Raw genomic sequence first — 25254 nt, forward strand, 5'->3', positions numbered from 1 at the left:
ACGGGCCGGGAACTCAGAGAGTGCCCGGCCCGTGCCCACATCGCGACGTGCCGGCCCGAGCGGGCCGGCACGTCGTGCGCTGCTGCCCGCCGGGCGGCGGGCTGCCGCCTACTTCGCGGGCGGGGTGGTCTTCTTCGCCGTGGCCTTGCGGGCCGCCGGGGCCTTCTTCGCCACGGGCTTCTTGGCCGGGGCGGGCTCGGCCACGGCCGTGACGGGCCTGCCCTCGTCCTTGACCTCGACCGGCTCGGCCTTCGGCTCGACGGCCACCGCGAGGTCCTCGATCTCGTCGGCGACCTCGCCGCGCCAGGTCTTCACGGTCTGCTCGCCGCGCTCGGCGACCTTCTCGTAGGTCTCCCGGGCCTTGACGGCGTACTCGGCGGCGACGCCGACACCGCGCAGAGCGAGGTCCTGGGCGGACTCACCGAGCTTCTTCAGGTCGGTGTCGAGGGTGCTGATGAACTCCGTGACCCGGGTCTGGATCGTCTCCTGCGCCTCCTTGGCGCGGGCGGCGGCCTTCTCCTGGACGGCGTTCGGATCGATGTTGCGGACGGTCTCGATGCGTGCCGGGGCCTCGGCACGGATCTGCTCCACGATGCCGGGGACCTTCCGGGCCTGCTCCACGGCCAGGTCGGCGGTGCCGGCGAGGAAGTAGAGCGGGGTCGGGTCGGTGGCGGCCTTGCGGATGTCGTCGGTGATGGCCATGACGATGGTCCTCCCGTGTGGCGTTCGGCTGAGGGTTTTGGTGGTCCGCGGCAAGACCGGCCTGCGTACGGTCGTTCCGGCGGTGCTCGTGCTGCTCATCTGCGGATCAACTGGCGGTCTGCTGCGGATCGGCACCGCTGCCGTCGGCCGTGCGGGGGCCGCGGGCTGCGCTGTCCGGTCTGTCCTGAGCTGCGGGTATGCCGGTGCCGTCGTGCAGATCGACACCGGGCACCTCGGGGCTCCGCGCGTCCTCGTCCGGCCGGGCGATCTCGAACCCGTTCTCCTTGCGGAAGGACTCGTAGATCTGGAGCAGCACCTGCTTCTGCCGCTCGTTCAGCGTGGGATCGGCGAGGATGACGGCGCGCGTCTCCACCTCGTCCCGGTCCCGCTCGGCGTCGAGGATGCCGGCCCGCACGTAGAGCGTCTCGGCGGAGATCCGCAGGGCCTTGGCGACCTGCTGCAACACCTCCGCGCTGGGCTTGCGCAGCCCGCGCTCGATCTGGCTCAGGTACGGATTGGACACTCCGGCGGCGTCGGCGAGCTGCCGCAGCGACAGCTGCGCGTTGCGCCGCTGTTCCCGCAGATACTCACCAAGATTGCCGACGTTGAGCGATGCCATGCCTCCACCTTGCCGCACCCCCGCTAACAATTGCAAGCACCCGCTTGCAAAAGTGCGCCACGCCACGCGGCGACCGCCCCGTCACACAGCGATACGTGTCCTGTCCTCGCGACGTGTGGGCATCCCCGCCCTTCTGTGGGCAGGCGGGACCGGGTCCCGGGCATGTTGCAGGCACGTTCCTGAGAGTCGATGCCGAGGAGGAACCTGGCCCGGGGGCACCGCAGGTCAGGACCTCGCTCCCCCCACCGTTGTGTGAGACGGAAGATCCAGGGCGCACTGGAGGTATCCGCCGGGCCGGCCCGGCTATGGGAACCCCGGTTCCGGCTCCCGGTGACCGGTGCCGGCTCCCGACGCCTCCATGAGCACCTCCCCGGCCGCGGTCCGCGCGTACAGCACGGACCGCCCGGACCGCCGGCGCTCCACCAGCCCCGCGTTCAGCAGTACCCGCAGATGCCGCCCCACCGATCCCAGCCCCTGTCCGGTCACGGCGACCAGCTGGGTCGTGCTCATGGGCGTGCCGAGCAGCACCAGCAGCCCGGCGCGCGCGGCCCCGATGAGCGCCCCGAGCCCGGCCGGCACGGGCCGCCGGTCGTGGTCCTCGGCGAGCACGCCGAGGCACGGGTAGACGACGGCGTACCGCTCGCGCCCCTCCCACGACACCCACCCGGTCCTCGGGGTCACCGGCATGAACAGCAGCTCGGCCCCGGCGGCGATCTCCCGCGGCGGATACGCGTTCAGGTTGACCTGGAACCGGCTCTCCCCGAGCCAGCGGGTCCCCGGCCGGAGCGAGTTCAGCACGGCGGCCCAGCCGCCCCGGCTCACGCGCGCGGTCCGCGCGACCACGTCGGCCTCCAGCACGCGCCGCCGACGCTCCCAGTACGGCCGCACGGTCTCCGTCCAGACGTACGTCAGGAGCGCGGCCGCGCGTTCGGGCAGGTCGTCCCGTTCCAGGGCGGCGGGGAGCGGGCCCCGGAGGGACACGCGGAGGTCGGCCCGCGCGTCCCCGGCCCCGGCCGCCCGCACCCGGGTCACGGTCTCCTCGAAGCTCTCTCCCTCGCACGAGGTGGGGCAGAAGAAGTCGGCGATCCAGGAGGTGCCGAGTGCCGCCCGCACGAGTGGAGCGGCCACCGGGTCGGCCGCGAGGCGCGCGCGGTAGCCGGGCAGGTGCGCGCGCAGCCAGGCCTCCTCGCCCGGATGGGCACCGGTCTCCGCGTGCAGCAGCTTCAGGCTCGCGAAGGTCTCGGCGAACGGCGAGAGCACGAACCGGCTGCCGGCGAGGGTGTCGGTGTCGATCTGCCACAGGCCCATGCCCACGACCTTTCGCATCTCGGCGAAACAGTAAACAAGGCCCCGGGCCGCTCCGAGACTCTGTCGCATGCGCAGCTACCGAACCCTGTTCCGCGTACCGGAGTTCAGACCGTTCCTGCTCTCCTTCGCCGCTTTCGCAGCGGCCCAGACGGTCGGCGCACTGGCCCTCGGCACGCTGATCTTCCGGGCCACCGGCTCCCCGCTGCTGTCGGCGGTGAGCATGTTCGGCCCACAGCTGGCGCAGCTCGTGGGGGGCACGTTCCTGCTCTCGGGCGCCGACCGCCTGCCCCCGCGCGCGATCCTGTCCGGCCTCGCCCTTGCCTTCGCGGCCGGTACGGCGGTGCTGGCGCTGCCCGGTCTGTCGGTCGCGGCGGTCTTCGCCGTCGTGCTCCTGCAGGGCCTGGTCGCGTCGCTGGGCGGCGGTGTCCGCGGGGGACTGCTGAACGAGATCCTGCCCAAGGACGGCTACGTCCTGGGCCGTTCGGTCTTCAACATGCTCTGGGGCCTGACGCAGGTGGCCGGTTTCGCGACGGGCGGCGCCCTGCTGGCGCTCCTGTCCCCACGGACCTGTCTGCTCCTCGCGGCGGCGCTGTATCTGGCGTCGGCCGTCGTGACCCGCCTGGGCCTCACCGCCCGCCCGCCGCGCGCCTCCGGCCGCCCGTCCCTGTCGGCGACCTGGCGCACCAACGCCCTCCTGTGGTCCTCACGCCCCCGCCGCCTCGCGTACCTGGGCCTGTGGGTCCCCAACGGTCTGGTGGTCGGCAGCGATTCGCTCTACGTCTCCTACGCGCCCTCGGCCGCCGGCACGCTGTACGCGTGCGGGGCGCTGGGCATGTTCGTGGGCGACATGGCGGTGGGCCGCCTGGTCCCGCCCGCGGCGCGTGCCCGGCTCGCGACCCCGCTGCGCCTGCTGCTCGCGGCTCCCTACCTCTTCTTCGTCCTGCGGCCGGGAGTGGCGCTGTCGGCCGTGGCCTGCACCGTCGCCTCCGTCGGCTTCGCCGCGAGCCTGGTCCTGCAGGAACGTCTGATGTCCCTCACCCCCGACGACCTCGCGGGCCAGGCCCTCGGCCTGCACGCCAGCGGCATGGCCGCCCTCCAGGGCGTCGGCGCCGCCCTCGCGGGCACGCTGGCCCAACTGACCTCTCCGGCCACGGCGATGACGCTGATGGCGGCCGGCTCGGTCACCGTGACCCTGACCCTCGCGGCATTGGGCCGGCACGAGGACCGACAGCCGGCCGTCACCGGTGCACGTCCGGGCGTCCCGTCGGAGCCGGCCGCCACGGACTGACCCGGACCGTGGGCGGACCGGACGACCACGGGCCATGGCGTGCCCGGTCCGCCCGGGTGAGCACGGTGGCGCCACATGGCACTGGATGGCACTGAGTGGCGCCACGTGACATCGGGTGGCACCGTGCGATGTCATGCGGCGCCATTCTGTGCCACCCGGTGCCACTCGGCGCCACCCGGTGCCACTCGGCGCCACCTGGCGCCACCTGGCGCCATTCGATGCCCCCACGAGGCACGTGAGCACCCCTGACACCACAACGAATCAGACCGCCTTCTTCACGTTTTCGCAGGTCAGAAGCGCACTCTCGCTACCCATCCCGAAGAGGTGGCGCTATGGGCTTGCACATGGCACCACTATGGCGCCATGATGGCGTCATGGACCTCACCCCGTATGTCGACACCCTCCGCCGCGAACTCGCGGTGGCCGCCGAAGCCGGCGGGGACGAAGCCCGCGAGCTGGCCGAGCGGCTCACCGCTCCCCTGGAGTCGGCGACCCGGCTGACCCTGCTCAATGTGCTCTCCGCCGCGATGGACGAGATCACCCGCGAGCTCGCCCCCGGCTCGGTCGACGTACGCCTGCGCGGGCTCGACCCCGACTTCGTGGTGACACCGCCGCCCACCGACGGCCCCGCCCCCGCGGAGCCCGTCGCACTCTTCGAACCGCTCAGGACCCCGGCTCCCGCCGAGGGCGACGAGGGCGCCACCGCCCGCGTCAATCTGCGTCTGCCGGCCCACCTCAAGGCACGCGCCGAGGAGGCCGCGAACCGCGAGGGCCTGTCGGTCAACGCCTGGCTGGTGCGGGCCGTGTCGGCCGCGGTCGACAGCGGCCCCCGGCCGCGTACGACGGAGAAGACCCAGACCGTCGGCCAGAGCTTCACGGGCTGGGTGCGCTAACCGCACCACCGCCCGCACCACCTCACCCACACCGCGTCCCACCAGCGGGGACGACCTGAAGACCCAAGAGGACGGGACAGCCATGCCTTCTTTCGACACTCCCGAAGCGATCTCGGCCACGGCGCACGTGGAGGCCGGTTCCATCCAGTTCACCGCGGGCGACCGCCTCGACACCGTCGTCGAGGTACGGCCCCGCGACCCGAAGAAGGACCTGGACGTGCGGGCGGCCGACCAGACCGAGGTCACCTACGTGAGCGGCGCTCTGACCGTCAGGACGCCCAAGTCCAACCTGTTCGGCCGCACCGGCACCGTCGACGTCACGGTCGAGCTGCCCACCGGCTCGCACATCGACATGACCGGCGCCTGGGCCCAGGTGCTCGGCGAGGGCCGGCTCGGCGAGGTCCGTGTGAAGACCTCGTCCGGCGACGTCCGACTCGACACCACGGGCCCGCTGCACCTGAAGGCGTCGCACGGATCGATCACCGTGGACCGCGTCGAGGGCCTGGCCGAGATCACCACCAGCTCCGGCAGCCTGCGCGTCGGCCTCGTCGACGGCCCCGCCGTCCTGAAGAACTCGCACGGCACCACGACCGTCGGCGCCGCGACCGGCGAACTGCGGGTGAGCGGCGCCAACGGCGACATCGAGATCCGGCGCGCCGAGAACTCGGTCACCGCCACCACCGCGCACGGCACCCTGCGTGTGGGCGAAGTGGCCCGTGGCACGGTCCAGTTGGAGACCAACTACGGCGCCATCGAGGTCGGTGTCCGCGAGGGCACGGCCGCCTGGCTCGACGTCAGCTCGGGCTCCGGCCAGGTCCGCAACGCGCTCACCGCGTCCCAGACCCCGGAGCAGACCGAGGACACCGTCGAGGTCCGCGCCCGCACCCGGCACGGCAACATCGACGTCCGCCGCGCCAAGGCCTGAGCACCGCCCCGTCGATCGGCCCTGAGCACCGCCCCGTCGACCCGCCCTGAGCGCCACGCCGTCGACCGACCCCACTCTCCGCCCACTTCAGCCTTCGAACGGAGGGCTCCATGCCTTCTTCTGTCATGCCCACGCCCAGGCAGGGTGACGGTCCGCAGTCGCCCGCCGCCCTCTCCGCCATCGGTCTGCGCAAGTCGTACGGCGACAAGACCGTCCTCGACGGCATCGATCTGCGCGTCCCCGCCGGGTCCGTGTTCGCGCTGCTCGGGCCGAACGGTGCCGGCAAGACCACCACCGTGCAGATCCTGTCCACGCTCATCACCGCCGACGGCGGCCAGGCCCAGGTCGCGGGACACGACGTGGCCACGTCACCGGACGGAGTACGCGCCGCGATCGGAGTCACCGGCCAGTTCTCCGCCGTCGACGGGCTGATCACCGGCGAGGAGAACATGCTCCTCATGGCCGACCTGCACCACCTGTCCAAGCGGGAGGGACGACGGGTCACCGCCGAACTGCTGGAGCTCTTCGACCTCGCCGACGCGGCGAAGAAGCCCGCCTCCACCTACTCCGGCGGCATGAAGCGCCGCCTCGACATCGCCATGACCCTGGTCGGCAGCCCGCGGATCATCTTCCTCGACGAGCCCACCACCGGCCTGGACCCCCGCTCACGCCACACCATGTGGCAGATCATCCGCGAGCTGGTCACCGACGGCGTCACCGTCTTCCTCACCACCCAGTACCTGGAGGAGGCAGACGAACTCGCCGACGGCATCGCCGTGCTCAACGACGGCAAGATCGTCGCCCACGGCACCGCCGAGGAACTGAAGCGCCTGATCCCCGGAGGCCATGTCCGCCTCCGCTTCACCGATCCGGCCGCGTACCGGAGCGCCGCCACCGCGCTGCCCGAGATCACCGGGGACGACGAGGCCCTGACGCTCCAGATCCCCAGCGACGGCAGCCAGCGGGCACTGCGCGCCCTGCTCGACCGGCTGGACGCGGCGGGTGTCGAGGCCGACGAGCTGACCGTGCACACCCCCGACCTCGACGACGTCTTCTTCGCCCTGACCGGCGGCACCGGCCGGACCGACAAGAAAGGCATGGCTGTCCGATGAGCTCCCTGTCCCTCGCCGTGCGCGACTCGACCACGATGCTGCGCCGCAATCTGCTGCACGTACGGCGCTACCCGTCCCTCACCCTGAACCTGCTGCTCACGCCGGTCATGCTGCTGCTGCTCTTCGTCTATGTCTTCGGCGACGTGATGAGCGCGGGCATCGGCGGCGGCGGTGCCGACCGCTCCGCGTACATCGCCTATCTCGTACCCGGCGTGCTGCTGATGACCGTCGGCGGCACCACGGTCGGCAGCGCGGTGTCCGTCTCCATGGACATGTCCGAGGGCATCATCGCCCGCTTCCGCACGATGGCGATCCACCGCGGCTCCGTGCTCGTCGGACACGTCGTCGGCAGCGTGCTGCAGTGTGTGATGAGCGTGCTCCTCGTCGGGGCCGTCGCGGTGGCCATGGGGTTCCGGGCCACGGACGCCACCGCACTGGAGTGGATCGCGGCGTTCGGGCTGCTCGTACTGTTCTCCCTGGCGCTCACCTGGATCGCGGTCGGGATGGGCATGGTCAGCCCGAACGCGGAGGCGGCCAGCAACAACGCGCTGCCGCTGATCTTCCTCCCGCTCATCTCCAGCGCCTTCGTCCCGGTCGACGCGATGCCGGGCTGGTTCCAGCCGATCGCCGAGTACCAGCCCTTCACCCCCGCCATCGAGACCCTGCGCGGGCTGCTGCTCGGCACCGGGATCGGGCACAACGGATGGCTCGCGGTCGGCTGGTGCCTGGCTCTGTGCGCACTCGGCCACTTCTGGTCGAAGGCGGTCTTCGACCGCGACCCGAAGTAGCCGCGGCGACCGCGCGGGCCGCCCGTCGCGGCCCGTACCGCCCGAGGGCGGCGTACCCCGACTCCCTGTCGGCGTGCGCCGCCCCGTCCGTGTGCACCGGCTCCGCGGCGGCGCCGCCCCCTCCGCCTTCTCAGCCGGCGGCGGCGCCGAACCACTTCGGCAGGCGGCCGAGCAGATCCTGCTGGTCCTCACCGACCCACGCCACGTGGCCGTCCGGCCGGAGCAGCGCCGCGGGCACGTCCAACTCCCCGTCGGCGTCGACGACATGGTCGACCCGGTCCGCCCAGCCCGCGACCGAGAGCCGTCCGGTCCGATCGAGCAGCAGTCCCCGGCCGCCGTGCATCAGCTCGTAGAGACGCCCCTGCCTCAGCTTCACGTCCCGCAGCCGCCGGCCGAGCAGTTCGTGACCCTCGCCGAAGTCGTAGCGGACCCCGACCGCGGTGATCATGCCGGTCACGTACGCGTTCACCTCCTCGAAGTCCATCAGCTTCGAGAACAGCTCCCGCAGGGCGATCGCGCCCGGATCGGTCCCCAGCAGCGTGATCTGCGCGCGAGTGTTGTCCAGCACGGCGGCGCCCACCGGATGGCGTTCGGCGTGATAGCTGTCCAGCAGCCCCTCCGGCGCCCAGCCGTCCACCTCGGCGGCCAGCTTCCAGCCGAGGTTGAACGCGTCCTGCACGCCGAGGTTGAGCCCCTGCCCGCCGGTCGGCGGATGGATGTGCGCCGCGTCGCCGGCCAGCAGCACCCGGCCGACCCGGTAACGCTCGGCCTGCCGGGTGGCGTCCCCGAACCGGGACAGCCAGCGCGGCGAATGCACGCCGAAGTCGGTGCCCGCGACGGCCCGCATCTGCTGCTTGAACTCGTCGAAGGTCGGCGCGGTCGCCCGCTCCTCGGACACACCGGCGGCGGGGACGACGACGCGGTACGTGCCGTCGTCGTTGGCGATGGTGCCGAACCGCAGCTGGGTCTTGCGGACCTCCGCGACGACAGCCTCGACCGTCGCCGGGTCCTCGGCCAGCTCCATGTCGCCCAGCAGCGTCTCGACCGTGGCGGGCACGCCGGGGAAACCCACGCCGATCAGCCTGCGGACCACGCTGCGGCCGCCGTCGCAGCCGACGAGATAGCGCGAACGCAGCCGCGTGCCGTCCGCCAGCCCGACGGTCACCCCGTCGTCGTCCTGGCTCAGCCCGACCACTTCGCAGCCCCGCCGGATCTCGGTACCGAGTTCGAGGGCACGCTCGCGGAGCAGACGCTCGGTGGCCGGCTGGAGGGTGGAGAGTCCGTACGGATGCGCCGTGTCCAGCCGGTCCGGCCACGGCTTGACGATACCGCCGAAGAGTCCGCCGACCTGGAACGTGTCGCTGACCGCGAGGAACCGGTCCAGCAGGCCACGCTGATCCATCACCTCGACGCTGCGCGCGTGCAGACCGCGCCCGCGGGTCTCCTTGGTCGGCTCGGTCAGCTTCTCCAGCACCACCACGTTCACGTCGTGCAGCCGCAGTTCGCAGGCCAGCATCAGGCCGGTCGGTCCGCCGCCGACCACGATCACGTCCATCATCAGCACGCCCATTCAACGAGATTGCGTAAGTGCAGGTCCTGGCCTCGGCGGACGATTGTGCGGCACGGACCGGGCCTTGCCGCAAGACCCCCTGTGCGCTATACGTTGAGAGTGGCAAGGAGCAGGTACTCCTTGCCCTTTGTCGTCTCCGGACCCTTTCTCTCTCCCCCCCCGGGCAGGTTCTCGTCTGCGGGACAGCTCCTCGTCCCAGGAACCGTTCCCGCCGCCGGGTCCGCCCCGCCTCCCGGGCCATGCCCACCTCAGGGCCCGCCCCCGCCTCCCGGGCCGTGCCCGGCGGGCGTCCGCCGCCGGACGGCTACGCCGTCCACTCCTCCTTCAGGAGTCCGAACAGCACCTCGTCGTGCCAGGTGTCGCCCACGCGTACGGCGGCCCGGCGGCGGCCCTCCTCGACGAAACCGGCCGCGCGGAAAGCACGCATGGCGCGCTCGTTGCCGCTCCAGGTCTCCAGGTCGACGCGGCGCAGGCGGCAGGCGCCGAAGAGGTGGCCCAGCAGCAGGCGCAGCGCCTCGGAGCCGTAGCCGCCGCCCCAGCGGTCCCGTTCGCCGATGGTGATGCCGACCGTCGCCCGGCCGGTGAACGGGTTGAGGTCGCGGTAGTCGGCCATGCCGATCGCCCGGCCGTCGGCCAGGTCCTCCACGGTGAACGTGCACTCGGAACGCGGGTCGTCGCGGAGCCGGACCTCGTGGAAGGACGCCAGGGCCTCCCGCGTGACGGGGCCGAACTGCGGATTGCCGCCGGTGGCCCAGTGCACGACCTCCGGGTCGTTCCGCCAGCGCACGTGTGCGTCCAGGTCCTCGGCGCTCAGCGCCCGCAGTCGTACCGACTTGCCTTCGATCATGGGGTGATCATATGGACCGGCGGCCGGGGCCCTGGGCCGTCCGCGAGGCCGGAGAACCGTCCCCGCCGACGTGCTCCGCCAGGAAGTCCTCCCACGTCCGCTTCCCGGTGTCCGCCCCGTCGAGCGTGAGGTTGTCGCCCGCCCGGTAGGCGCGGCCCGCCTTGCCGGGTATGCGGACGGGCATCGTCGGACGACGCTTCCCGGACGCCTTCAGATATCCGCGGGCCAGGTCGCCGAGGCCGTACACCTCGGGTCCCGCGAGGTCGGGCACCAGCCCGGACGGTCCGCCGAGGGCGAGTTCCGCGATGCGGGCCGCCACGTCACGCGCGTCGACCGGCTGCAGGCGCAGCCCGCCCGGCACCGGGAAAACGGGCGACTTCGCCATCGCCCGCACCGTCTTCAGGGTCAGTTCGTGGAACTGGGCCGCCCGCAGCGTCGTCCACGGCAGCCCCGACTCGGCCACCGCCCGTTCGGCGGCCAGCTTCGACCTGAGCCAGGCCAGCGGCACCCGGTCCGCGCCGATGACGGAGATGAGGACGAAGTGCCGTACGTCCGCGGACCGCGCGGCCCGGACCAGGTTGCGGGTCGCGACGTCGTCGCCCTTGGGACCGCCCGCGAGGTGCACCACGGTGCCGAGCCCTTCCAGCGCCGGCCCGATCCCCTCGCCGTCGAGCAGGTCCACGGCCACGTGGTCGACGCCGTCGGCGCCCGCAGCTCCCGCTCTGCCGGTGGGCCGGCCGTGCCGGCTGAGCACCCGCACCTCGCGCCCCGCCTCGCGCAGCAGCGGGACGACGAGCCGTCCGAGCGTGCCGGTACCGCCCGTGACCAGGATGATCGACGTGTCGGAAGCCATTGCCACTCCTTGTTCCATGAGGGCCGGGACGATCGAATTCCGGTGCCCTCAGCGGGTTTTCGGTGTTCTACTTCGCTGACACGCCGCGCGAAGGGAATGTGACACGGTGGGCGAGAGCGCATGGCCGGCCGAGTGGTTCGAGGAGCACCGGACGCATCTGCGGGCCGTCGCGTACCGGATGCTCGGGTCGGTCAGCGAGGCGGAGGACGCCGTCCAGGAGACCTGGTTGCGGGCCGACCGCGCCGGCACCGACGGCGTGGGGAACCCGGCGGGCTGGCTGACCACGATCGTGACGCGGGTGTGCCTCAACATGCTCCGCACCCGTAAGGCGCGGCGCGAGGAACCCCTCGACCTCCGGGCGGTCGACGCACCCGTCCCGCCCGAGGACGGCGGCGACCCCGAGGAGGAGGCCGCGCTCGCCGACTCGGTCGGCGTCGCGATGCTCGTGGTCCTGGACACGCTCTCCCCGGCCGAGCGGCTCGCCTTCGTACTGCACGACATGTTCGCCGTGCCCTTCGACGAGATCGGCCCGATGCTGGAGAAGTCCCCCACCGCGGTACGGCAGCTCGCCAGTCGCGCCCGGCGCCGGGTGAAAGGCGTCTCGCCCCTGCCGGACAGCGATCTGACGCGCCGTCGGCGGGTCGTCGAGGCCTTCCTGGCCGCCACCCGCGGCGGGAACTTCGACGCCCTGGTCGCCCTCCTCCACCCCGACGTGGTCCTGCACGCCGACGCGTCCGTGATCCCCACGCCCGCACCGGTCGTCGTCAGCGGTGCCGTCCCCGTCGCCGAGGGCGCGATGGCCGCCACCGGCCGTGCCCGCTTCACCGGCGTCGCCCTCCTCGACGGCACGGTCGGACTGGCGATGGCTCCCTTCGGCCGCCTCGCCCTGGTCCTCGCCTTCGACTTCGCGGACGACGGCCGCGTCACCACGATCCGCGTCGTCGCCGACCCGGACCGGCTGCGCGAGATCGAGGTCGCGGTTCCGCAGGACCGCGCGCAGCCGGAAGACCCCACGGCGGGGGAGAAGACCTCGTGATCCGGGAGGAGCTGACGCAGCGAAATACCGCTCCCGGAAAAAGCGGGCCGGCCCGGCCGGAATGCCCCGGTGCGGAAATACGGCATTGCGTCGGCGCGGCACGTTCCTTTAATGTGCTCCCATGACTGCCGGGTCGGCCCTGTGCCGTGAGCGAGTTGGTTGCCCGGCCTCCGAGTGAGGCCGGGGCGGGGTAGAGCCCCGCCCTCCCCTTCTTTTCCGTACGCCGTCCGCGTACGCCCTCCGCCTGCGGCGGCATCTCCGTACGACACCGTCCGGCCGCGTCCTCACAGGGCGTCCCCGGACCCTGGTGTCTCCGTACGGCCCTTCCGTACGCCTTCCACGCGCGCCCCCTGCGCAGGACTCCGTCCTCTTCGGTGCGCGCCTTCACACGCATTTCCACAACCGCGTGCCCGAATGCGCCACGCGGCAATTCGACCTGCCCGAAAAAAGGAGTGGGAAAAGAATGCCCAACGAGTTCAACCAGCGGATCGTCGAGGAATTCCGAGCAGGCGGCGGACGGGTCGGCGGCCCCTTCGAGAAGGCCCGGCTGCTCCTGCTGACGACCACCGGCGTCCGGACGGGCGCCCCGCACACGACGCCCCTCGGTTACTACCCCGACGGGGGCGAGCAGGTCCTCGTCATCGCCTCGGCCGGCGGCGCGCCCCGCCACCCGGACTGGTACCGCAATCTCCTCGCACGCCCCCGGGTCACCGTCGAGGACGGCGTCTTCGTCTACGAGGCAAAGGCCCATGTGCTCGAACGCCCGGAACGCGACCGTGTCTTCGCGCGCGCGGTGGAGGCGGACCCGGGGTGGGCGGAGTACCAGGCGAAGACCGACCGGGTGATTCCCGTCGTCGCCCTCCGCGCGATCCCGAAGGACGGCCCGCCGCAGATGAACGCGGGCTCCATGGCCGAGGGGCTGAAGGTGGTCCACGACGCCTTCCGGCGCGAACTCGCCCTGATCCGGGAGGAGGTGGCACGGCAGGGGGCGGCGCTGGGCGCCCAGCTGCGCGTCAACTGCCTCACCCTCTGCCAGGGCCTGCACAACCACCACACCGGTGAGGGCCTCGGCATCTTCCCGATGCTCGCCGACCGCCACCCCCGGCTCGCCCCCGTCCTGGACCGGCTGCGCCGCGAACACGAGAGGATCGCTGAGCTCCTCGAAGAGCTGCGCCGGGTCGTCGCCGACCCCGGCACCGGGCCCGGCCGCGTACGCTCCGACGTGGAACGCCTCACGACCGCACTGGAAGCCCATCTGACCTACGAGGAGGAGCACTTGATTCCCCTCCTGGCCACACCGGCCGCTCCGGGGGCGCCGCGGTGATCGCACTCGTCACCGGCGCCAACCGCGGGATCGGGCGCGAGGTCGCCCGGCAGCTCGCCGCCGCCGGGCACACGGTCCTCGTGACCGCCCGTTCGGCCGAGGCCGCCGCCGAGGCGGCACGGGCCGTCGGTCCGGACGCCCGCCCCCTGCGCCTCGACGTCACCTCCGAGGCCGACATCACCGCCCTCGCCCGCGACCTCGACGCCCTCGGTGTCCTTGATGTCCTCGTCAACAACGCGGCGATCACGTACGACACCTGGCAGCGGGCGACCACCGCCGACCTCGACGTCGTCCGGGAGGCCGCCGAGACGAACCTCTACGGCCCCTGGCGGCTGACCCAGGCGCTGCTCCCCCTGCTCCGCGCGAGCGCGCACCCGCGGATCGTGAACGTGTCCAGCGAGGCCGCGTCCCTTGCCGGCATGGGCGGCGGCACGCCCGCCTACTCCGCGTCCAAGGCGGCCCTCAACGCCCTCACCCGCATGTTCGCCGCCGAACTGCGCGGCGACGGCGTACTGGTGAACGCCGTCTGCCCGGGCTGGGTGGCCACCGACATGGGCGGCCCGGGCGGGCGTCCCGTCGAGGAGGGCGCCGCGAGCGTCGTCTGGGCGGCCACCCTCCCCGACGACGGCCCGACCGGCGGGTTCTTCCGCGACGGCCGCCCCCTGCCCTGGTGAGCCGAACCGGCCGCCCCTGCCCGGTGGCCGCCACGCGCCGGCGGCGGGCTCACCACGGCAGGGGCCGCGCGTGGACGACGTCCAGCCGTGACACGGCCCGGGTCAGCACCACGTACAGCCGGTGCAGCCCGCGGGCCTCGGCCTCCGCGACGGCCGCCGGTTCGACGGCCACGACATGGTCGTACTCGAGTCCCTTGGCCAGGCCGGCCGGCACCACCGCGACGCGTGCGCCCAGTTCGTCGGGGCCCGCCGCCCCGATGCCCGCGGCGGTCAGTGCCTCCCGCACCCGCCCGGCGTCCTCGTCCGCGGCGATGACCCCGACGGAGCCCTCCTGCGTGAGCGCGGCGCGCACCGCGTCGACGGTCGCGGGCAGCACGTCGGGCACGGGCCGGATCGTGACCGCGCCGTCCCGGCGCAGGGCCCGGGCGGGCGGCACCGCCACGTCGAGCCGGTCCAGCAGCCGGTTGGCGATCTCGACGACGGCGCCCGGCACCCGGAAGCCGGTCGTCAGCGGGACGACGGCGGCGTCCGACTTCCCCAGATGGGCGAGGAGTTCGGCCCAGTCGCGCGCCGCCCAGGGCGTGGTGCCCTGCGCGAGGTCGCCGAGCACGGTCAGCGATCCGAACGAGGCCCGCCGCGCGATGGCCCGGCACTCCATGGGCGACAGGTCCTGCGCCTCGTCGATGACGACATGGCCGTACCCCTCGGGGTGTTCCACGAGTCCGGCGATCTCGTCGAGCAGGACCAGGTCGGCGGCGGACCAGCGTGCGGACTTGTGGGAGCGCGGCGGCTTCGCCCACAGGACCGCCTTCTGCTCGTCGGCGGCGAGGATCCCGTCGGCCGCCTCCGCCAGCGCGTCCGCGTCGGTCAGGATCCGGGTGAGCACCTCCTCGGGGCGCTGCCGGGGCCACACCGCGTCGACGTAGGCGGTGACCGGCCGGGCCCGCGCGATCTTCTGTGCCCACGCGTTGGTCTGCGGTCCGGAGCGCCGCTCGGCCTGTTCCCGCACATGACGCACGACCCGTGTCCGCACACGCTCACGGCCGACGGCGTACGGCGGTTCCTCGGCCCGCACGCCGTCCACGATGCGCCGGAGCGCACCGGCCGGGACGCGCCAGCGGTACGAGCCGTCGGGCACCGCCAGCGACTCGACGGGCCGGCCGACGGCGCCGTACAGGGCCCGGTGCAGCACCCGGGCCATCCGTGCGTCGTGCTTGACGACCGCGGCCCGCTCCTCGTCCCGGCCGGTCACCGGGTGCCGGGCGATCTCGTCCCCGACGGTCGACTGCCGCACCCCCGTCTCGCCGAGCGCGGGCAGCACTTCCGAGATGTACGAGAGGAAGGTGCGGTTGGGGCCGAGGATGAGCAGTCCGCCGCGGCGGATGCGCTGCGGATGCGTGTAGAGCAGGTACGCGGCCCGGTGCAGGCCGACGGCCGTCTTGCCGGTGCCCGGAGCGCCCTGCACACAGACCGAGTCCGTGAGGTCACCGCGTACGAGATCGTCCTGGTCGGGCTGGATGGTCGCGGCGATGTCGCGCATGGGGCCGATGCGGGGGCGCTCGATCTCGCCCGTGAGGATCCGGCTGTCGCGCGTCTGCCCCGCTCCGATGTGCTCGTCCTCCAGCCCCGTGAGGTCGGTGGAGTCGCCGCGGCTGCCGGGGGCCCAGCCGAAGCGGCGCCGGACCGCGACGCCCTGCGGGTCGTGGGCGCCCGCCTGGTAGAAGGCGCGCGAGACGGGCGCGCGCCAGTCGACGACGAGCGGCGGGGAGGCGGGGTGCTCGGTGATCCGCAGCCGCCCGATGTGGTAGCTCTGCCCGGCGTGCTCGCCGGCCTGCGCGCCGGTGCGCTCGAAGTCCAGCTTGCCGAAGAACAGCGGCCCGTGGGGCAGTTCGCGCATCTCCTTCGCCCGGCTGCGGAGCTGGTATCCGAGCACTTCGGCGTCGGCTCCGGAAGCGGAGACGTCCTCGCCGGTGAAGACCTGCTCCTGCGCGCCCTCGACCATGGCGGCGAGGGCGGTGCGGCAGGTGTCGTGGTAGGCGCGCTCGCGGTCGAGGGAGCCGCGGAGGGACGGGGCGCCGGGCTGTGCGGGGGCAGGATCGGGTGGCGTCATTCCACCCAGGATAGCGGAATGCGTTACCGAGTTACATTATTTACTTGGTTGTGCAGGCTGGGCCAGCTCGGGCAGTCCTGCCGCCAGCCGCGCGAACGCCCGCTCGGCGGCGGCCACGGCATCCCCCCGCACCTGCGCCGCCGTCTCCCCGTCCGCGATCCGCCGCCAGTTCTCCAGCGCGAGGATGCGCCGCACCGCGGTGATCTGCCCGGCCGCCAGCCGCGCGTCGAGGCCACCGCCCAGGGCCTCGGCGAGCGCCCCCTCGGACCGCTCCAGGTACTCGTACAGCCGCGCCACCAGCGACGGCGTGCCGTAGAGCAGCCGGAGGTAGGCGAGAACGGCGGGATGGTCGTTGAGCCCGGTGACGGGGTCGAGCCGCCCGAGCCCGTCCAGGAAGTGCGCACGCAGCGCGCCGATCACGGACTGCCCCTCCGGACGGCCGACGACCACCTGGGCCGCCTCCGTCTCGTGGTCGGCGAACCGGTACAGCACGAGGTCCTCCTTGGACGGGAAGTACCGGAAGAGGGTCGGCTTGGAGATCTCGGCGGCGGCCGCCACCTCGGCCACCGAGACGGCGTCGAACCCCTTCTCCAGGAACATTCCGATCGCGATCTCGGAGACGTCCTCGTACATCCGCTGCCTCTTGCGCTCGCGCAGTCCGGTCTCACCCATGGTCACGAGCGTACGCACCACCGGGGCCCCCAGGGACGGCGCTTGACCTCAACCGGACTTGAGGTCGAAGACTGCGGGCAGTGATCGACGGCTCGTCCCGAGCCGACCCCGACGGAAGATCATGCTGAGGAGTGACCGATGCGAGCAGCTCAGGTGAAGGCGTTCGGCGGGCCCGAGGTACTCGCCCCCGTGGATCTGCCGGACCCGTCGCCCGCGGCCGGCGAGGTCGTGATCGACGTCGCCTACGCGGACACGATCCATGTGGAGGCCCAGATACGGGCGGGCTGGGGCCGCGAGTTCTTCCCGGTGACACCCCCGTACGTTCCCGGGGGCGGTGTCTCCGGGGTCGTCGCCGCCCTCGGAACGGACGTGCCGGACGAGTGGCTGGGCCGCCGGGTGGTGTCCTTCGTGCAGGGCAGCTACGCGGCACGGGCCGTCGCCCCGGTGTCCGCCCTGACGGTCGTACCGGACTCCGTGGACCTGCTCCTGGCCGCTGCCCTGGTCCACGACGGCGTCACCGCCTCCGGCCTCCTCGAACGGACCGCCGTCAGCGCCGTCGACCGGGTCCTCGTCCTCGGCGCCTCCGGAGGCATGGGCACGCTCCTGATCCAGCTGGCCCGGGCCCGCGAGGCCCGCGTGGTCGGGGTCGCCCGGGGCGCAGCGAAGCTGGACCTGGTACGGGAGTTGGGCGCGGACGCGGTGGTCGACGTGACGCGTCCGGACTGGGTGGCCGCCGCACGTGAGGCCCTCGGCGGCCCGGAGCCGGCCGCGGACGTCGTCCTCGACGGCGTCGGCGGACCACTCGGCGCCGCCGCCTTCCCGCTGACCGCCGACGGCGGCCGCTTCTCCGCCCACGGAGCGCCGACGGGCGCCTTCTCCCCCGTCGACCCGGCCGAGGCCGCCCGCCGCGGCATCACCCTCTTCGGCATCGCGGACGTCCAGTTCTCCCCCGCCGACCTGCGCCGCTTCACCGCCGCCGCCCTGGAGGCAGCCGCGGCGGGACGCCTCCACCCGGTGGTCGGCGAGGTGTTCCCGCTGGACCGCGCGGCCGAGGCGCACGCGGCCATCGAGGACCGGCGGCTGGTGGGGAAGGCGCTGCTGAAGATGTGACGACGGGTGCGGACCGGGGCGGTGGCGGGGTTCAGCTTCCCGGCCCCCGCCGCCAACCCGGCGCGAACGACAGGTTCCACAGGTCGTCGAGATGCTTGGTCCACGCGTCCTGCGGCGCCGTCCGGCCCGGCCGGCCCGTCAGACGTCCGCGGAGACCTCAGCCGTCCGTAGGTCTCCATCGTCGCGGGACATCAACGCACGGGCAAGGTAGGGGTTCGCCGGCACCTTCCTTTTCTTGGGCAGGCCCAGCGCGGCCGTGGCCGCGGCCAGGGTCATCGCGTAGGCATCAACCGCTCGGCGGACGTTGGGGGCCTCCAGGCTGTCGCCGGTCACGAGTCGGTCGAGGTCCACGTACGCCGACCGGACGACCTCCATCCACCGGTACACGCGCCAGTCCTGGTTCCAGCCCTTCGTGCAGTCCTCGGGCAGCGACCGGTACCAGCGGGAGAACAGGCGCTCGCGGATCTCGGAGCGGGTCGGGGTCAGGTGCATGTGGCGCACCAGGTCGTACAGCGGGTCGCCGATCATCGCCATCTCCCAGTCGATGAGGGTCAGCCCCCCGTCGTCCCGCCGGACCAGGTTCCACGGGTTGAGGTCGCCGTGCAGCAGCACCGGACGGCGGGGAACCACGGTGTGGCGTTCGAGGATCTCCATCAGCCGGTAGCTGCTGGGCAGTCCCAGCTCGCGCGCCACCTCCGTGGTGGCCTTGGGCAGCGCGTTCACCATGCGGACCAGCTCGTACTGCAACTCCCAGTAGAACTCCTGCCCCCGCATGAAGGGGTCCAGCTCGGTGCAGTCGACGTCGGTCAGTGCGGCGAGCTGGAACACCAGATCGTCCGCCTCGTGCGGCAGGAGCCCGCTCTCGGGATGGACGGGCGGCCCGAAGCCGTCCGCCGATCCCTCGTACGAGTGGATGGTGAATGGTTCTTTCAGACCGCTGGTGCCGAGAGCGAGCACGCGCGGCGCACGCACCGGCGTTCCCGACCGCTCGATGGCCCTCAGGACGGCGTGCTCGTCGAGAAACCGGCGTTCCCTGGGGTTGGCCGAGCCCACCTTCCGCCGGACCATGACCGGGAACGGGACTCCGGGGACGCGGACCGCCGTGTTCAGATGGGCCGTCCCCTTGAACACGCGGTCCGCGGAGGCCGCGCCCTCCTCGAACAGCGCGTTGTTCACCGCCGTCTCGGAGAACTCGGGATGCACCGGCACCCGCGCGTCGCGCTCCCAGACGATCTGGAAGACGGACCTCTCACGGCTGGCCTTGACCCCGTTGGACTCGTTCCACCGGAAGAGAATGCGTTCGATCTCCCCCTCGTCCGGCACCTTCTTGAGGCGCAACGGTTCCTCAGCGGCGACCAGCGCCCGGTGCACCGCACCCGTCGCGGCGTCCAGGTCACGCTGGTCGAAGGTGTCGCCGAGCAGGGTGGCGGCCCGCATCACGTCCGGGTAGACCGACTGCGCCCGCTCGAAGGCCAGATAGTGCTTCAGGTCCCGGTCGAGGCCGTCGACGGCGTTGCTGCGCCGGCTGCCCATGGCCTCACGCCATGCCTCGATCACCTCGGACCACTGGTAGTCGGGGTACTGCATCCGCACCAGGTGGGTGGCAAGGTCGTGCAGCGGGTCCCCGAAGGACGCCAGCTCCCAGTCGACGCAGATCAGGGGCGGGTCTCCGTGATACGAGACGATCACGTTGTCCCGGTGGAGGTCGGTGTGGAGCAGACTGAAGGGCCGTCTGATCAGCGCGGGCACGCGTTCCGCGAACCGCACCAGCGCGTCGTCCGGGATGCCCAGCATGGCGAACAGGCCGCCGAACTCGCTCCAGTTGCGCTGCCGGATCTGCTCCTCGGCCGCGTGGGCCAGCGCCTGCAGAAATGCCCTGCTGTTCCGGCTGGAGCGGGGCCAGGACAGCGGCAACTCCGGCAGGTGCTGTCTGCGCACCTGGGTCATGTCGGCGAACAGCCCCGCCAGCGCGGCGATGAGGTCGGCGTCGACCGGCTTGCCGTTCGGGCAGATGCTGGAGAGCGGCACACCCTCCACATAGCTGAGGATGGTCATGTCCCCGCGCTTGACCAGGCAGCGCGGCACGTGCGGCAGGAAACGGCGGATCCTGTCGAGGACCTCCGCCTCGTCCTGCCAGGTCCTGATGACGACGGGCAGGGCGGAGGGGATCGGCTCCCGCACGGTGACCGCCGCCCCGTCCTCGCACTCCTTGAGAGCGGAATGGCCCCCGGACAGCGGATGCACCATGTAGTTCAGGTTGTGGTGCCCCCGACCGAACGACCCCAGGGCCCGGGCGTAGCGCACGAATGCGTCGTACTCGGCGTCCGCCGCCCTTGCCGGAGCGGGCCTGAGAGGCAACGGCGGAACGCCCACGGGTCACTCCTGAATAACTGTGCGTCGCCATTGATGTTCATGCGCCGCGAGAGAGGTGAGCACACCTTAGTGCTCGACGGGGATTACGGACGCCCGGACGGCTGCATTCGATACCGACCTGAGAGAGATACCACCCGGGAGCCTCAAGCCGTTCGAAGTCGGCTTGATTCCGAATGCGTTTCAGGATGTGCCCACCTGCACCCGCGCGGGTCGGATCGCCCCATGGTGTGTCAGATCGCTTCAGGGCGTCTCGGCGAGGAGGTTCCAGCAGGAGTCGAACCAGCCCTGCATGCTTTCCATGAAGACGGACCCCGGCGAGTCGGGATCGCCGTCGTCATTGACGTGGCGGGTCAGCGTCGAGCCCAGACCGAGGACGTCGAGCGCGTCGACCTCCGTGCCGTCGTCCAGCAGGATGGGGCGCTCCACCACCTCGTAGGGCCCGAACAGCGCCTCGACGCCGGGCCGCAGATACAGCTTGTACGTCGGGACCAGCGGCACGTAACGGATCACGGCGTCGGCGGACGGGACCAGCCCCTCCGCCTGGAGGTCGAGCAGCGCGACGCGCAGCGAGGTCGTGTGCCGGCGCGTGATGCCCCGCAGCCGCTCCTGCAACCGGTGCGGCCGGCCCTGCTCCTGGAGCTCCTCCTCCGGGTCCGTCACCCGCGCCCGGGGATAGGGGAGGTGGATCGACTCTGCGGGCAGCAGCATGCGCAGCTCGATGCGCTCGGGCCGGATCTCCCCGAGGCGGATGCGCTCGGCCTGGAGACGGATGTGCGCGTCCAGCGACTCCGAGGTGAGGGTGAACACGTCCAATTGGACTACCGGTTGCGCGAAAGCCCGGGCGATGAAGGTGCCGAGCGCCGCACGCACCCGCGGCGGCTCCTGGCTCGACGTACCCGCGTGCGTCGGCCTCTTCACGACGCGCGTGCCACTGCCCTGACGGGACCTGATCCATCCTTCGCTGTTGAGCTCCCGTATCACCCGTTGCACGGTGTCCCTCGACACATCGAACATCTCGGCGAGTTCACGCTGCGGCGGGAGCTGGGAGTCGAGCGGGTAGGTGCCATCGGCTATCCGGGTGCGCAGCTCTCCGAGGACACGGTCGAACTCCGTGCCGCCTCCGCCGCCGCGCTCTTCTCCCACATCGCGACCGTACCGCTCCCCACGCTCGGGCAAACCGCTTTCAGTCACATTGGCGGCCGGATGTGCCGGTCGGCATATCCGGCAGGCGCCTGCCCGTTAAGCGATCAGTCAGGCAGGGCAGACCACTCACAGGGAAATCAGTCCAATTGGACGGCTGGTTGATTGGTTCTCTGAAGCGGACGGGGTGGGGGACGTGGTCTTCTTTCAACTGGTGGGGACGGTCATTCAATTCGCGGTCGGTCACGTGGTGCAGACACGGCTCGGACCGCTCGGCGGTCTGGGACTGTTCCTGCTGGCCCTCGCGCCCGTGCTCATACGGCTCGCGCTCAAGGCGATCAGGCGGACGCTCCGGGAGCACCCGGGCTGGTGGGCGCTCGGGCTCCTCGTCTGTCTGCTGGCGCTGAGCCTTCAGGCCTGAGCCCGACGATGGGCCGTCGGATCCGCTCCCGGCAATGGGCCGTCGGATCCGCTCCTGGCGATGGGCCGTCAGGTCCGATCCGGCGCGCCGAGCCCTCAGCCCTGGTCGCGGACGAGCCGCAGCACCGGCTCCAGCGAATCCACCACATGCTCCGCTCCCGCGTCCCGCAGCAGCTTCCCCTTGTCCTCGTTACGCGCGTAGCCGAGAAACGGAACACCGGCCTGCCGGGCGGCGACGAGATCCGAGGGGGCATCGCCGATCATGAGGGCCGCCGACGGGGCGGCACCCAGGGCGTTCAGGGCACGGTTGAGACAGTGCGGATCGGGCTTGAGGCGGTGCAGGTCGCGCGTACGCCCGTAGATGTTGGGCGCGAAACACTCGGTGAGTCCCCGGCTCGCGAGGTACCCGGCCGCCGTGCGGGGGGAGTTGTTGGTCGCGATCGCCAGCCGGACGCCGACCGCGCTCCAGGTGCGGATCAACGGGTCCGCGAAGGCGGTGGGCCAGGCGGAGGGCACCGCTTGGAGCTCCTGGTAGGTGAGCCGCTCCTCCAACTCCGCCACCAGATCGCTGCGCGGGTCCCGCCGGTTGACCGCGTACAGGACAGCCATCGGATCGGGGTGGACACGCTCGTCCTCGGTCAGCAGCCCGAGCAGCCCGTGCTGCTCCAGCCACTCCACGAGGTCCTTCGCCACGTCCTCCGCGGAGTGCCCCGCGAAGAGCCGGCAGACGGGACCGTCGAAGTCGAAGAGGACGTAGCGGGCGCGGGTGATCACTTCCCGAAGGTTCTCTGTCTCTGTTGCCACCGATTCAGTCTGCGCCGTATCAGAAGTCACTAGGAGAGTGTCAGGTCCGTGGTGATGGTTTCCCAGAGGGCGTCGAACCACTTCTGGGATTGCTCCACGAAGGCGGCGTCCCGCTGGCCGGCCCGCTTCTCGAAGGAGAAGAGGAGGGACGCGGAGCCGAGGGCGTCGTACATCTCCAGGATGCCGCTGTCCATGGCCTCCTCCCGCTTGGTGACCATGTAGTACGCGATCAGCGCCTCGGCCTCGTTGAGCAGGTAGAGCTTCACCGGCGGGGTGAAGGGCAGGGCGCGGAAGGTCACCCTGACATCGATGCCGTGCGAGGAGCGCAGGGACTGGAGGTTGTGGCGCAGCACGACGACCTGGGCGTTGCGCTGGTCCAGCCAGCGCTTGTGGACGGGGTCGTCCTCGCCCTGGGCCTCGACGGGAACCGGGAAGGCCAGATTGATGTCCCGCGACGGCAGCAGGATCCGGACGTCGATCGACGCCGGGCGGATCCTGCCCTCGTGGATCTGGCGGACCGGATCACCGAGGGCCAGCATCAGGGTCTCCGCGGTGAGACAAGCGGCGTCGATGCGCACGTGGGGCACGGAGAACGCCTCGGTGAGACGCGGCGCGAGGCCCACCATCGTCGGCTGCGGTTCGTCCCGCACCGGGGGGACCTCGGCGATCCGCGGCGGGCTGCCCTTGCTGACGTTGCTGAGGAGACCGTCCTCCTGGAGCGCGCGGAGGGCCTGGCGGACGGTGCCGCGCTCGACACCGAACTCCTCCGCCAGCTCCGCCTGGGTGGGCAGGCGGTCGCCCGCCCTGAGGTCGCCGGCGCGGATGCGCTCGCGCAGCACGTCGGCGATCTCCTGGGGAGAGATCTTTCTGCTGCCGTTCACTGCCACGTTCTCCTGGGTCACGGCCAAACGTTACAACTTGCGTCCATCTACCGGGAGTTGTTCGGAAGTTGTTTATGGATATCAACCAACTGGGGACAACCTATACATAGTTGGTAGCCAACTCGGTCAAGTTGGCGGAAGTTTTGCCTCCCCTCCCGGCCGTGCTCCAGCCGCCCCCACCGGCCCCGCACCGGTCTTCCCTGAAAGAAGGACCTGAAGCAGGAGGAACCACCATGCCCGCCATCGCCCTCCTCTCCGCCGTCTTCGTCGTCGGCTTCGAACAGCTCGTCCAGTGGCAGTACGGTCCCATGGGCATCGTGGGACTGCTGCTGCTCACCATCGGACTCAAGGCGAAGAGCCCCGCGTGCAGTTCCATCGGGGCCGTCGTGCTCGCCCTGATGGTCGCCGGCCCTGCCCTGTGAGCTACGAGGACCGCCGGCCCGACGGCCTTCGCCCGCAACACCTCCGCCCGGGAGACCTCAGCTCGTGAGCACCAGCTCCGAGCTGATGGTCTCCCACAGTGCGTTGAACCACAGGTGGGACTGCTCGACGAACGTGGTGTCCCGCAGCCCGGCGCCCTGGGTGAACGGGAAGAGCATGGACTGGGTGCCCTGGACGTCGTACATCTCCAGATGTACATGGTCGATCTCCTCTTCACGCTTGATGAGGGTGTAGTACGCGAAGAGGGCCTCGGCGCCGTTGAGCAGGTACAGCTTCACGGGCGGCGTGAAAGGGAGCGCGCGGAAGGTGACGTTGACGTCGATGCCGTGCGTGGAGCGCAGGGCGAGCAGGTTGTGCCGCAGCACCTGGCCCTGGGCGTTGCGGTTGGCCAGCCAGTTGCGCTGGAGCCGGCCGTCGGACGAGGCGTCGACGGGAGCCGGAAAGGCCAGGTCGATGTCGCTGCTCGGGAGCAGCACCCGGACATCCACCTTGGCCGGTTTGATACGCCCGGCGTGGATCTGACGCAGCGGCTCGCCCATGGCGAGGGTCAGCGAGATCGACGTCAGGCACAGCGCGTCTATCTCCACGTGGGGGGCGGCGAAGGCCTCCGTGATCCGCGCGCCGAGCGCCACCGTGGTGGGCTGCGGCCTGGCCTCGGGGCCGGTCAGGGCCTTCTCCGGCTGGTCGGCGACGGTCGCCGGGCTCCCCTTGGACATGTTCACGAGCAGCCGCTCGGACTGCAGGATGCGCAGCGCCTGGCGCACGGCCGCGCGCTCCACGCCGAACTCGTCGGCCAGCTTGGCCTGCGTGGGCATGCGCTGACCTGCTCGCAGCTGACCGGACCTGATCCGCCTGCGCAGCTCGTCGGCCACCTCACGGTGTGACGCGTGTGGCCGTGGTGACCTGTTCCGCCCATTGACGGGGGCATGTTCCGGGTCCACGACCAAACACTACAACTTCCCGCCATCTTTGGGCAGTTACCGGATAGGTGGTTATGAGTCGACCCAACGCGGAGATAAGTAAGAGTGAGTTGGTCGCCAACTTCAGCAACATGGTCAAACTTCCGGGGGGTTGGCCGTCGGAGTCACACCTGTCAGCCAGGTGGGCCGGACGGACGGTCCTCAGCGGGGTCCCGCCCGCTCCGTCCCGAAGGAGGGACCGTCATGCCGTTCATCGCCCTCGCCGTCGCCGCCCTCGCCATCGGATTCGAGCAGCTCGTCCAGTGGAAGTACGGGCCGATGGGCATCATCGCGTTCGTCGCACTGTCCATCGGGCTCAAGGCCAAGAACACCGCGATCAGCGGCATCGGGGCCGTGATCCTCGTGATGCTGCTCGCCCAGTCCGGCTGACGGGCGCCCACCGTC

General features: G+C 71.6%; 25 protein-coding genes. 12 read left to right on the forward strand and 13 right to left on the reverse strand.

What is annotated here, in order from left to right:
* Positions 1-108 precede the first annotated feature (108 nt).
* The 3 genes from ABEB03_RS13195 to ABEB03_RS13205 form a co-directional block, all read right to left on the reverse strand.
* Positions 109-702 (reverse strand): hypothetical protein, encoded by a 594-nt coding sequence (locus ABEB03_RS13195; RefSeq protein WP_345646761.1) that lies wholly within the window; start codon positions 700-702, stop codon positions 109-111.
* A 106-nt stretch (positions 703-808) separates the two neighbouring features.
* A complete protein-coding gene (locus ABEB03_RS13200; protein ID WP_345646764.1) occupies positions 809-1321 on the reverse strand; it encodes a helix-turn-helix domain-containing protein in 513 nt (170 codons plus the stop codon).
* Positions 1322-1624: 303 nt separating this feature from the next.
* Positions 1625-2629: an ArsR/SmtB family transcription factor gene (locus tag ABEB03_RS13205; protein ID WP_345647032.1), complete on the reverse strand. Its 1005-nt coding sequence runs from the start codon at positions 2627-2629 to the stop codon at positions 1625-1627.
* A 67-nt stretch (positions 2630-2696) separates the two neighbouring features.
* On the opposite strand from ABEB03_RS13205, the gene ABEB03_RS13210 reads away from it, so the two are divergent.
* The 5 genes from ABEB03_RS13210 (at position 2697) to ABEB03_RS13230 (ending at position 7635) form a co-directional block, all read left to right on the forward strand.
* Positions 2697-3917, forward strand: a complete 1221-nt coding sequence (locus ABEB03_RS13210) for an MFS transporter (protein WP_345646767.1) — start codon at positions 2697-2699, stop codon at positions 3915-3917.
* Between the two features lie 374 nt (positions 3918-4291).
* Positions 4292-4810 (forward strand): toxin-antitoxin system HicB family antitoxin, encoded by a 519-nt coding sequence (locus ABEB03_RS13215; RefSeq protein WP_345646770.1) that lies wholly within the window; start codon positions 4292-4294, stop codon positions 4808-4810.
* Between the two features lie 82 nt (positions 4811-4892).
* A complete protein-coding gene (locus tag ABEB03_RS13220) occupies positions 4893-5735 on the forward strand; it encodes a DUF4097 family beta strand repeat-containing protein (protein WP_345646773.1) in 843 nt (280 codons plus the stop codon).
* Positions 5736-5860: 125 nt separating this feature from the next.
* Positions 5861-6847 carry an ATP-binding cassette domain-containing protein gene (locus ABEB03_RS13225; protein WP_345647035.1) on the forward strand — a complete coding sequence of 329 codons (987 nt, stop codon included), beginning with the start codon at positions 5861-5863 and terminating at the stop codon, positions 6845-6847.
* Positions 6844-7635 (forward strand): ABC transporter permease, encoded by a 792-nt coding sequence (locus ABEB03_RS13230; protein WP_345646776.1) that lies wholly within the window; start codon positions 6844-6846, stop codon positions 7633-7635. The genes ABEB03_RS13225 and ABEB03_RS13230 overlap by 4 nt, the downstream gene beginning before the upstream one ends.
* A gap of 130 nt (positions 7636-7765) precedes the next feature.
* On the opposite strand, the gene rox is transcribed toward ABEB03_RS13230, so the two are convergent.
* The 3 genes from rox to ABEB03_RS13245 all read right to left on the reverse strand — a co-directional run bounded on the left by rox (position 7766) and on the right by ABEB03_RS13245 (position 10905).
* Entirely contained in the window at positions 7766-9193 is a 1428-nt protein-coding gene (gene rox / locus ABEB03_RS13235; protein WP_345647038.1) for a rifampin monooxygenase, read from the reverse strand.
* 316 nt (positions 9194-9509) lie between these two features.
* Positions 9510-10052 carry a GNAT family N-acetyltransferase gene (locus ABEB03_RS13240; RefSeq protein WP_345646779.1) on the reverse strand — a complete coding sequence of 181 codons (543 nt, stop codon included), beginning with the start codon at positions 10050-10052 and terminating at the stop codon, positions 9510-9512.
* Positions 10053-10059: 7 nt separating this feature from the next.
* The gene (locus ABEB03_RS13245; protein ID WP_345646781.1) at positions 10060-10905 is read right to left on the reverse strand and encodes an SDR family oxidoreductase; all 846 of its coding nucleotides are present in this window, start codon (positions 10903-10905) and stop codon (positions 10060-10062) included.
* Between the two features lie 106 nt (positions 10906-11011).
* Here ABEB03_RS13245 and ABEB03_RS13250 point away from each other — a divergent pair, with 106 nt between their 5' ends.
* The 3 genes from ABEB03_RS13250 (at position 11012) to ABEB03_RS13260 (ending at position 13939) form a co-directional block, all read left to right on the forward strand.
* The gene (locus tag ABEB03_RS13250; protein ID WP_425589226.1) at positions 11012-11941 is read left to right on the forward strand and encodes a sigma-70 family RNA polymerase sigma factor; all 930 of its coding nucleotides are present in this window, start codon (positions 11012-11014) and stop codon (positions 11939-11941) included.
* Positions 11942-12404: 463 nt separating this feature from the next.
* Positions 12405-13265: a nitroreductase/quinone reductase family protein gene (locus tag ABEB03_RS13255; protein ID WP_345646784.1), complete on the forward strand. Its 861-nt coding sequence runs from the start codon at positions 12405-12407 to the stop codon at positions 13263-13265.
* Complete coding sequence (locus tag ABEB03_RS13260; protein WP_345646787.1) at positions 13262-13939, forward strand: SDR family NAD(P)-dependent oxidoreductase; 678 nt, start codon at positions 13262-13264, stop codon at positions 13937-13939. The genes ABEB03_RS13255 and ABEB03_RS13260 overlap by 4 nt, the downstream gene beginning before the upstream one ends.
* A 49-nt stretch (positions 13940-13988) precedes the next feature.
* Here ABEB03_RS13260 and ABEB03_RS13265 read toward each other — a convergent pair whose 3' ends face one another.
* Both ABEB03_RS13265 and ABEB03_RS13270 read right to left on the reverse strand, forming a co-directional pair.
* A complete protein-coding gene (locus tag ABEB03_RS13265; protein ID WP_345646789.1) occupies positions 13989-16049 on the reverse strand; it encodes a HelD family protein in 2061 nt (686 codons plus the stop codon).
* Positions 16050-16085: 36 nt separating this feature from the next.
* Positions 16086-16721, reverse strand: coding sequence for a TetR/AcrR family transcriptional regulator (locus tag ABEB03_RS13270; RefSeq protein ID WP_345646791.1), 636 nt, complete (start codon positions 16719-16721; stop codon positions 16086-16088).
* 138 nt (positions 16722-16859) lie between these two features.
* Here ABEB03_RS13270 and ABEB03_RS13275 point away from each other — a divergent pair, with 138 nt between their 5' ends.
* Complete coding sequence (locus tag ABEB03_RS13275; RefSeq protein ID WP_345646794.1) at positions 16860-17831, forward strand: zinc-binding dehydrogenase; 972 nt, start codon at positions 16860-16862, stop codon at positions 17829-17831.
* 138 nt (positions 17832-17969) lie between these two features.
* On the opposite strand, the gene ABEB03_RS13280 is transcribed toward ABEB03_RS13275, so the two are convergent.
* A complete protein-coding gene (locus ABEB03_RS13280; RefSeq protein ID WP_425589227.1) occupies positions 17970-20204 on the reverse strand; it encodes a phosphotransferase family protein in 2235 nt (744 codons plus the stop codon).
* A gap of 240 nt (positions 20205-20444) precedes the next feature.
* Positions 20445-21347, reverse strand: a complete 903-nt coding sequence (locus ABEB03_RS13285; RefSeq protein WP_345646796.1) for a winged helix-turn-helix domain-containing protein — start codon at positions 21345-21347, stop codon at positions 20445-20447.
* 193 nt (positions 21348-21540) lie between these two features.
* Between ABEB03_RS13285 and ABEB03_RS13290 the strand changes: the two genes are divergently transcribed.
* On the forward strand, positions 21541-21765 hold the full coding sequence (locus ABEB03_RS13290) for a hypothetical protein (protein ID WP_345646798.1): 225 nt from the start codon (positions 21541-21543) through the stop codon (positions 21763-21765).
* Between the two features lie 95 nt (positions 21766-21860).
* On the opposite strand, the gene ABEB03_RS13295 is transcribed toward ABEB03_RS13290, so the two are convergent.
* On the reverse strand, positions 21861-22598 hold the full coding sequence (locus ABEB03_RS13295) for an HAD family hydrolase (protein WP_345646801.1): 738 nt from the start codon (positions 22596-22598) through the stop codon (positions 21861-21863).
* On the reverse strand, positions 22598-23476 hold the full coding sequence (locus tag ABEB03_RS13300; RefSeq protein WP_345646804.1) for a winged helix-turn-helix domain-containing protein: 879 nt from the start codon (positions 23474-23476) through the stop codon (positions 22598-22600). Before ABEB03_RS13300 ends, ABEB03_RS13295 begins: the two co-directional genes overlap by 1 nt.
* 206 nt (positions 23477-23682) lie before the next feature.
* Between ABEB03_RS13300 and ABEB03_RS13305 the strand changes: the two genes are divergently transcribed.
* Positions 23683-23871 carry a hypothetical protein gene (locus ABEB03_RS13305; RefSeq protein WP_028804358.1) on the forward strand — a complete coding sequence of 63 codons (189 nt, stop codon included), beginning with the start codon at positions 23683-23685 and terminating at the stop codon, positions 23869-23871.
* Between the two features lie 57 nt (positions 23872-23928).
* Here ABEB03_RS13305 and ABEB03_RS13310 read toward each other — a convergent pair whose 3' ends face one another.
* The gene (locus ABEB03_RS13310; RefSeq protein ID WP_345646811.1) at positions 23929-24837 is read right to left on the reverse strand and encodes a winged helix-turn-helix domain-containing protein; all 909 of its coding nucleotides are present in this window, start codon (positions 24835-24837) and stop codon (positions 23929-23931) included.
* 216 nt (positions 24838-25053) lie between these two features.
* Here ABEB03_RS13310 and ABEB03_RS13315 point away from each other — a divergent pair, with 216 nt between their 5' ends.
* Positions 25054-25239 carry a hypothetical protein gene (locus ABEB03_RS13315; RefSeq protein ID WP_028804356.1) on the forward strand — a complete coding sequence of 62 codons (186 nt, stop codon included), beginning with the start codon at positions 25054-25056 and terminating at the stop codon, positions 25237-25239.
* Positions 25240-25254: the final 15 nt, after the last annotated feature.

The organism is Streptomyces siamensis (genome assembly GCF_039543605.1).
Taxonomy (GTDB): domain Bacteria; phylum Actinomycetota; class Actinomycetes; order Streptomycetales; family Streptomycetaceae; genus Streptomyces; species Streptomyces siamensis.

What these genes read in the sequence shown, in the direction of transcription:
- ABEB03_RS13305 (WP_028804358.1), top strand. Translation starts at nt 23,683, where the DNA reads ATGCCCGCCATCGCCCTCCTCTCCGCCGTCTTCGTCGTCGGCTTCGAA.
- ABEB03_RS13240 (WP_345646779.1), bottom strand. Translation starts at nt 10,052, where the DNA reads ATGATCGAAGGCAAGTCGGTACGACTGCGGGCGCTGAGCGCCGAGGAC.
- ABEB03_RS13220 (WP_345646773.1), top strand. Translation starts at nt 4,893, where the DNA reads ATGCCTTCTTTCGACACTCCCGAAGCGATCTCGGCCACGGCGCACGTG.
- ABEB03_RS13225 (WP_345647035.1), top strand. Translation starts at nt 5,861, where the DNA reads ATGCCCACGCCCAGGCAGGGTGACGGTCCGCAGTCGCCCGCCGCCCTC.
- ABEB03_RS13210 (WP_345646767.1), top strand. Translation starts at nt 2,697, where the DNA reads ATGCGCAGCTACCGAACCCTGTTCCGCGTACCGGAGTTCAGACCGTTC.
- ABEB03_RS13255 (WP_345646784.1), top strand. Translation starts at nt 12,405, where the DNA reads ATGCCCAACGAGTTCAACCAGCGGATCGTCGAGGAATTCCGAGCAGGC.
- ABEB03_RS13315 (WP_028804356.1), top strand. Translation starts at nt 25,054, where the DNA reads ATGCCGTTCATCGCCCTCGCCGTCGCCGCCCTCGCCATCGGATTCGAG.
- ABEB03_RS13205 (WP_345647032.1), bottom strand. Translation starts at nt 2,629, where the DNA reads ATGGGCCTGTGGCAGATCGACACCGACACCCTCGCCGGCAGCCGGTTC.
- ABEB03_RS13265 (WP_345646789.1), bottom strand. Translation starts at nt 16,049, where the DNA reads ATGACGCCACCCGATCCTGCCCCCGCACAGCCCGGCGCCCCGTCCCTC.
- ABEB03_RS13275 (WP_345646794.1), top strand. Translation starts at nt 16,860, where the DNA reads ATGCGAGCAGCTCAGGTGAAGGCGTTCGGCGGGCCCGAGGTACTCGCC.
- rox (WP_345647038.1), bottom strand. Translation starts at nt 9,193, where the DNA reads ATGATGGACGTGATCGTGGTCGGCGGCGGACCGACCGGCCTGATGCTG.
- ABEB03_RS13200 (WP_345646764.1), bottom strand. Translation starts at nt 1,321, where the DNA reads ATGGCATCGCTCAACGTCGGCAATCTTGGTGAGTATCTGCGGGAACAG.
- ABEB03_RS13230 (WP_345646776.1), top strand. Translation starts at nt 6,844, where the DNA reads ATGAGCTCCCTGTCCCTCGCCGTGCGCGACTCGACCACGATGCTGCGC.
- ABEB03_RS13270 (WP_345646791.1), bottom strand. Translation starts at nt 16,721, where the DNA reads ATGGGTGAGACCGGACTGCGCGAGCGCAAGAGGCAGCGGATGTACGAG.
- ABEB03_RS13245 (WP_345646781.1), bottom strand. Translation starts at nt 10,905, where the DNA reads ATGGCTTCCGACACGTCGATCATCCTGGTCACGGGCGGTACCGGCACG.
- ABEB03_RS13195 (WP_345646761.1), bottom strand. Translation starts at nt 702, where the DNA reads ATGGCCATCACCGACGACATCCGCAAGGCCGCCACCGACCCGACCCCG.
- ABEB03_RS13215 (WP_345646770.1), top strand. Translation starts at nt 4,292, where the DNA reads ATGGACCTCACCCCGTATGTCGACACCCTCCGCCGCGAACTCGCGGTG.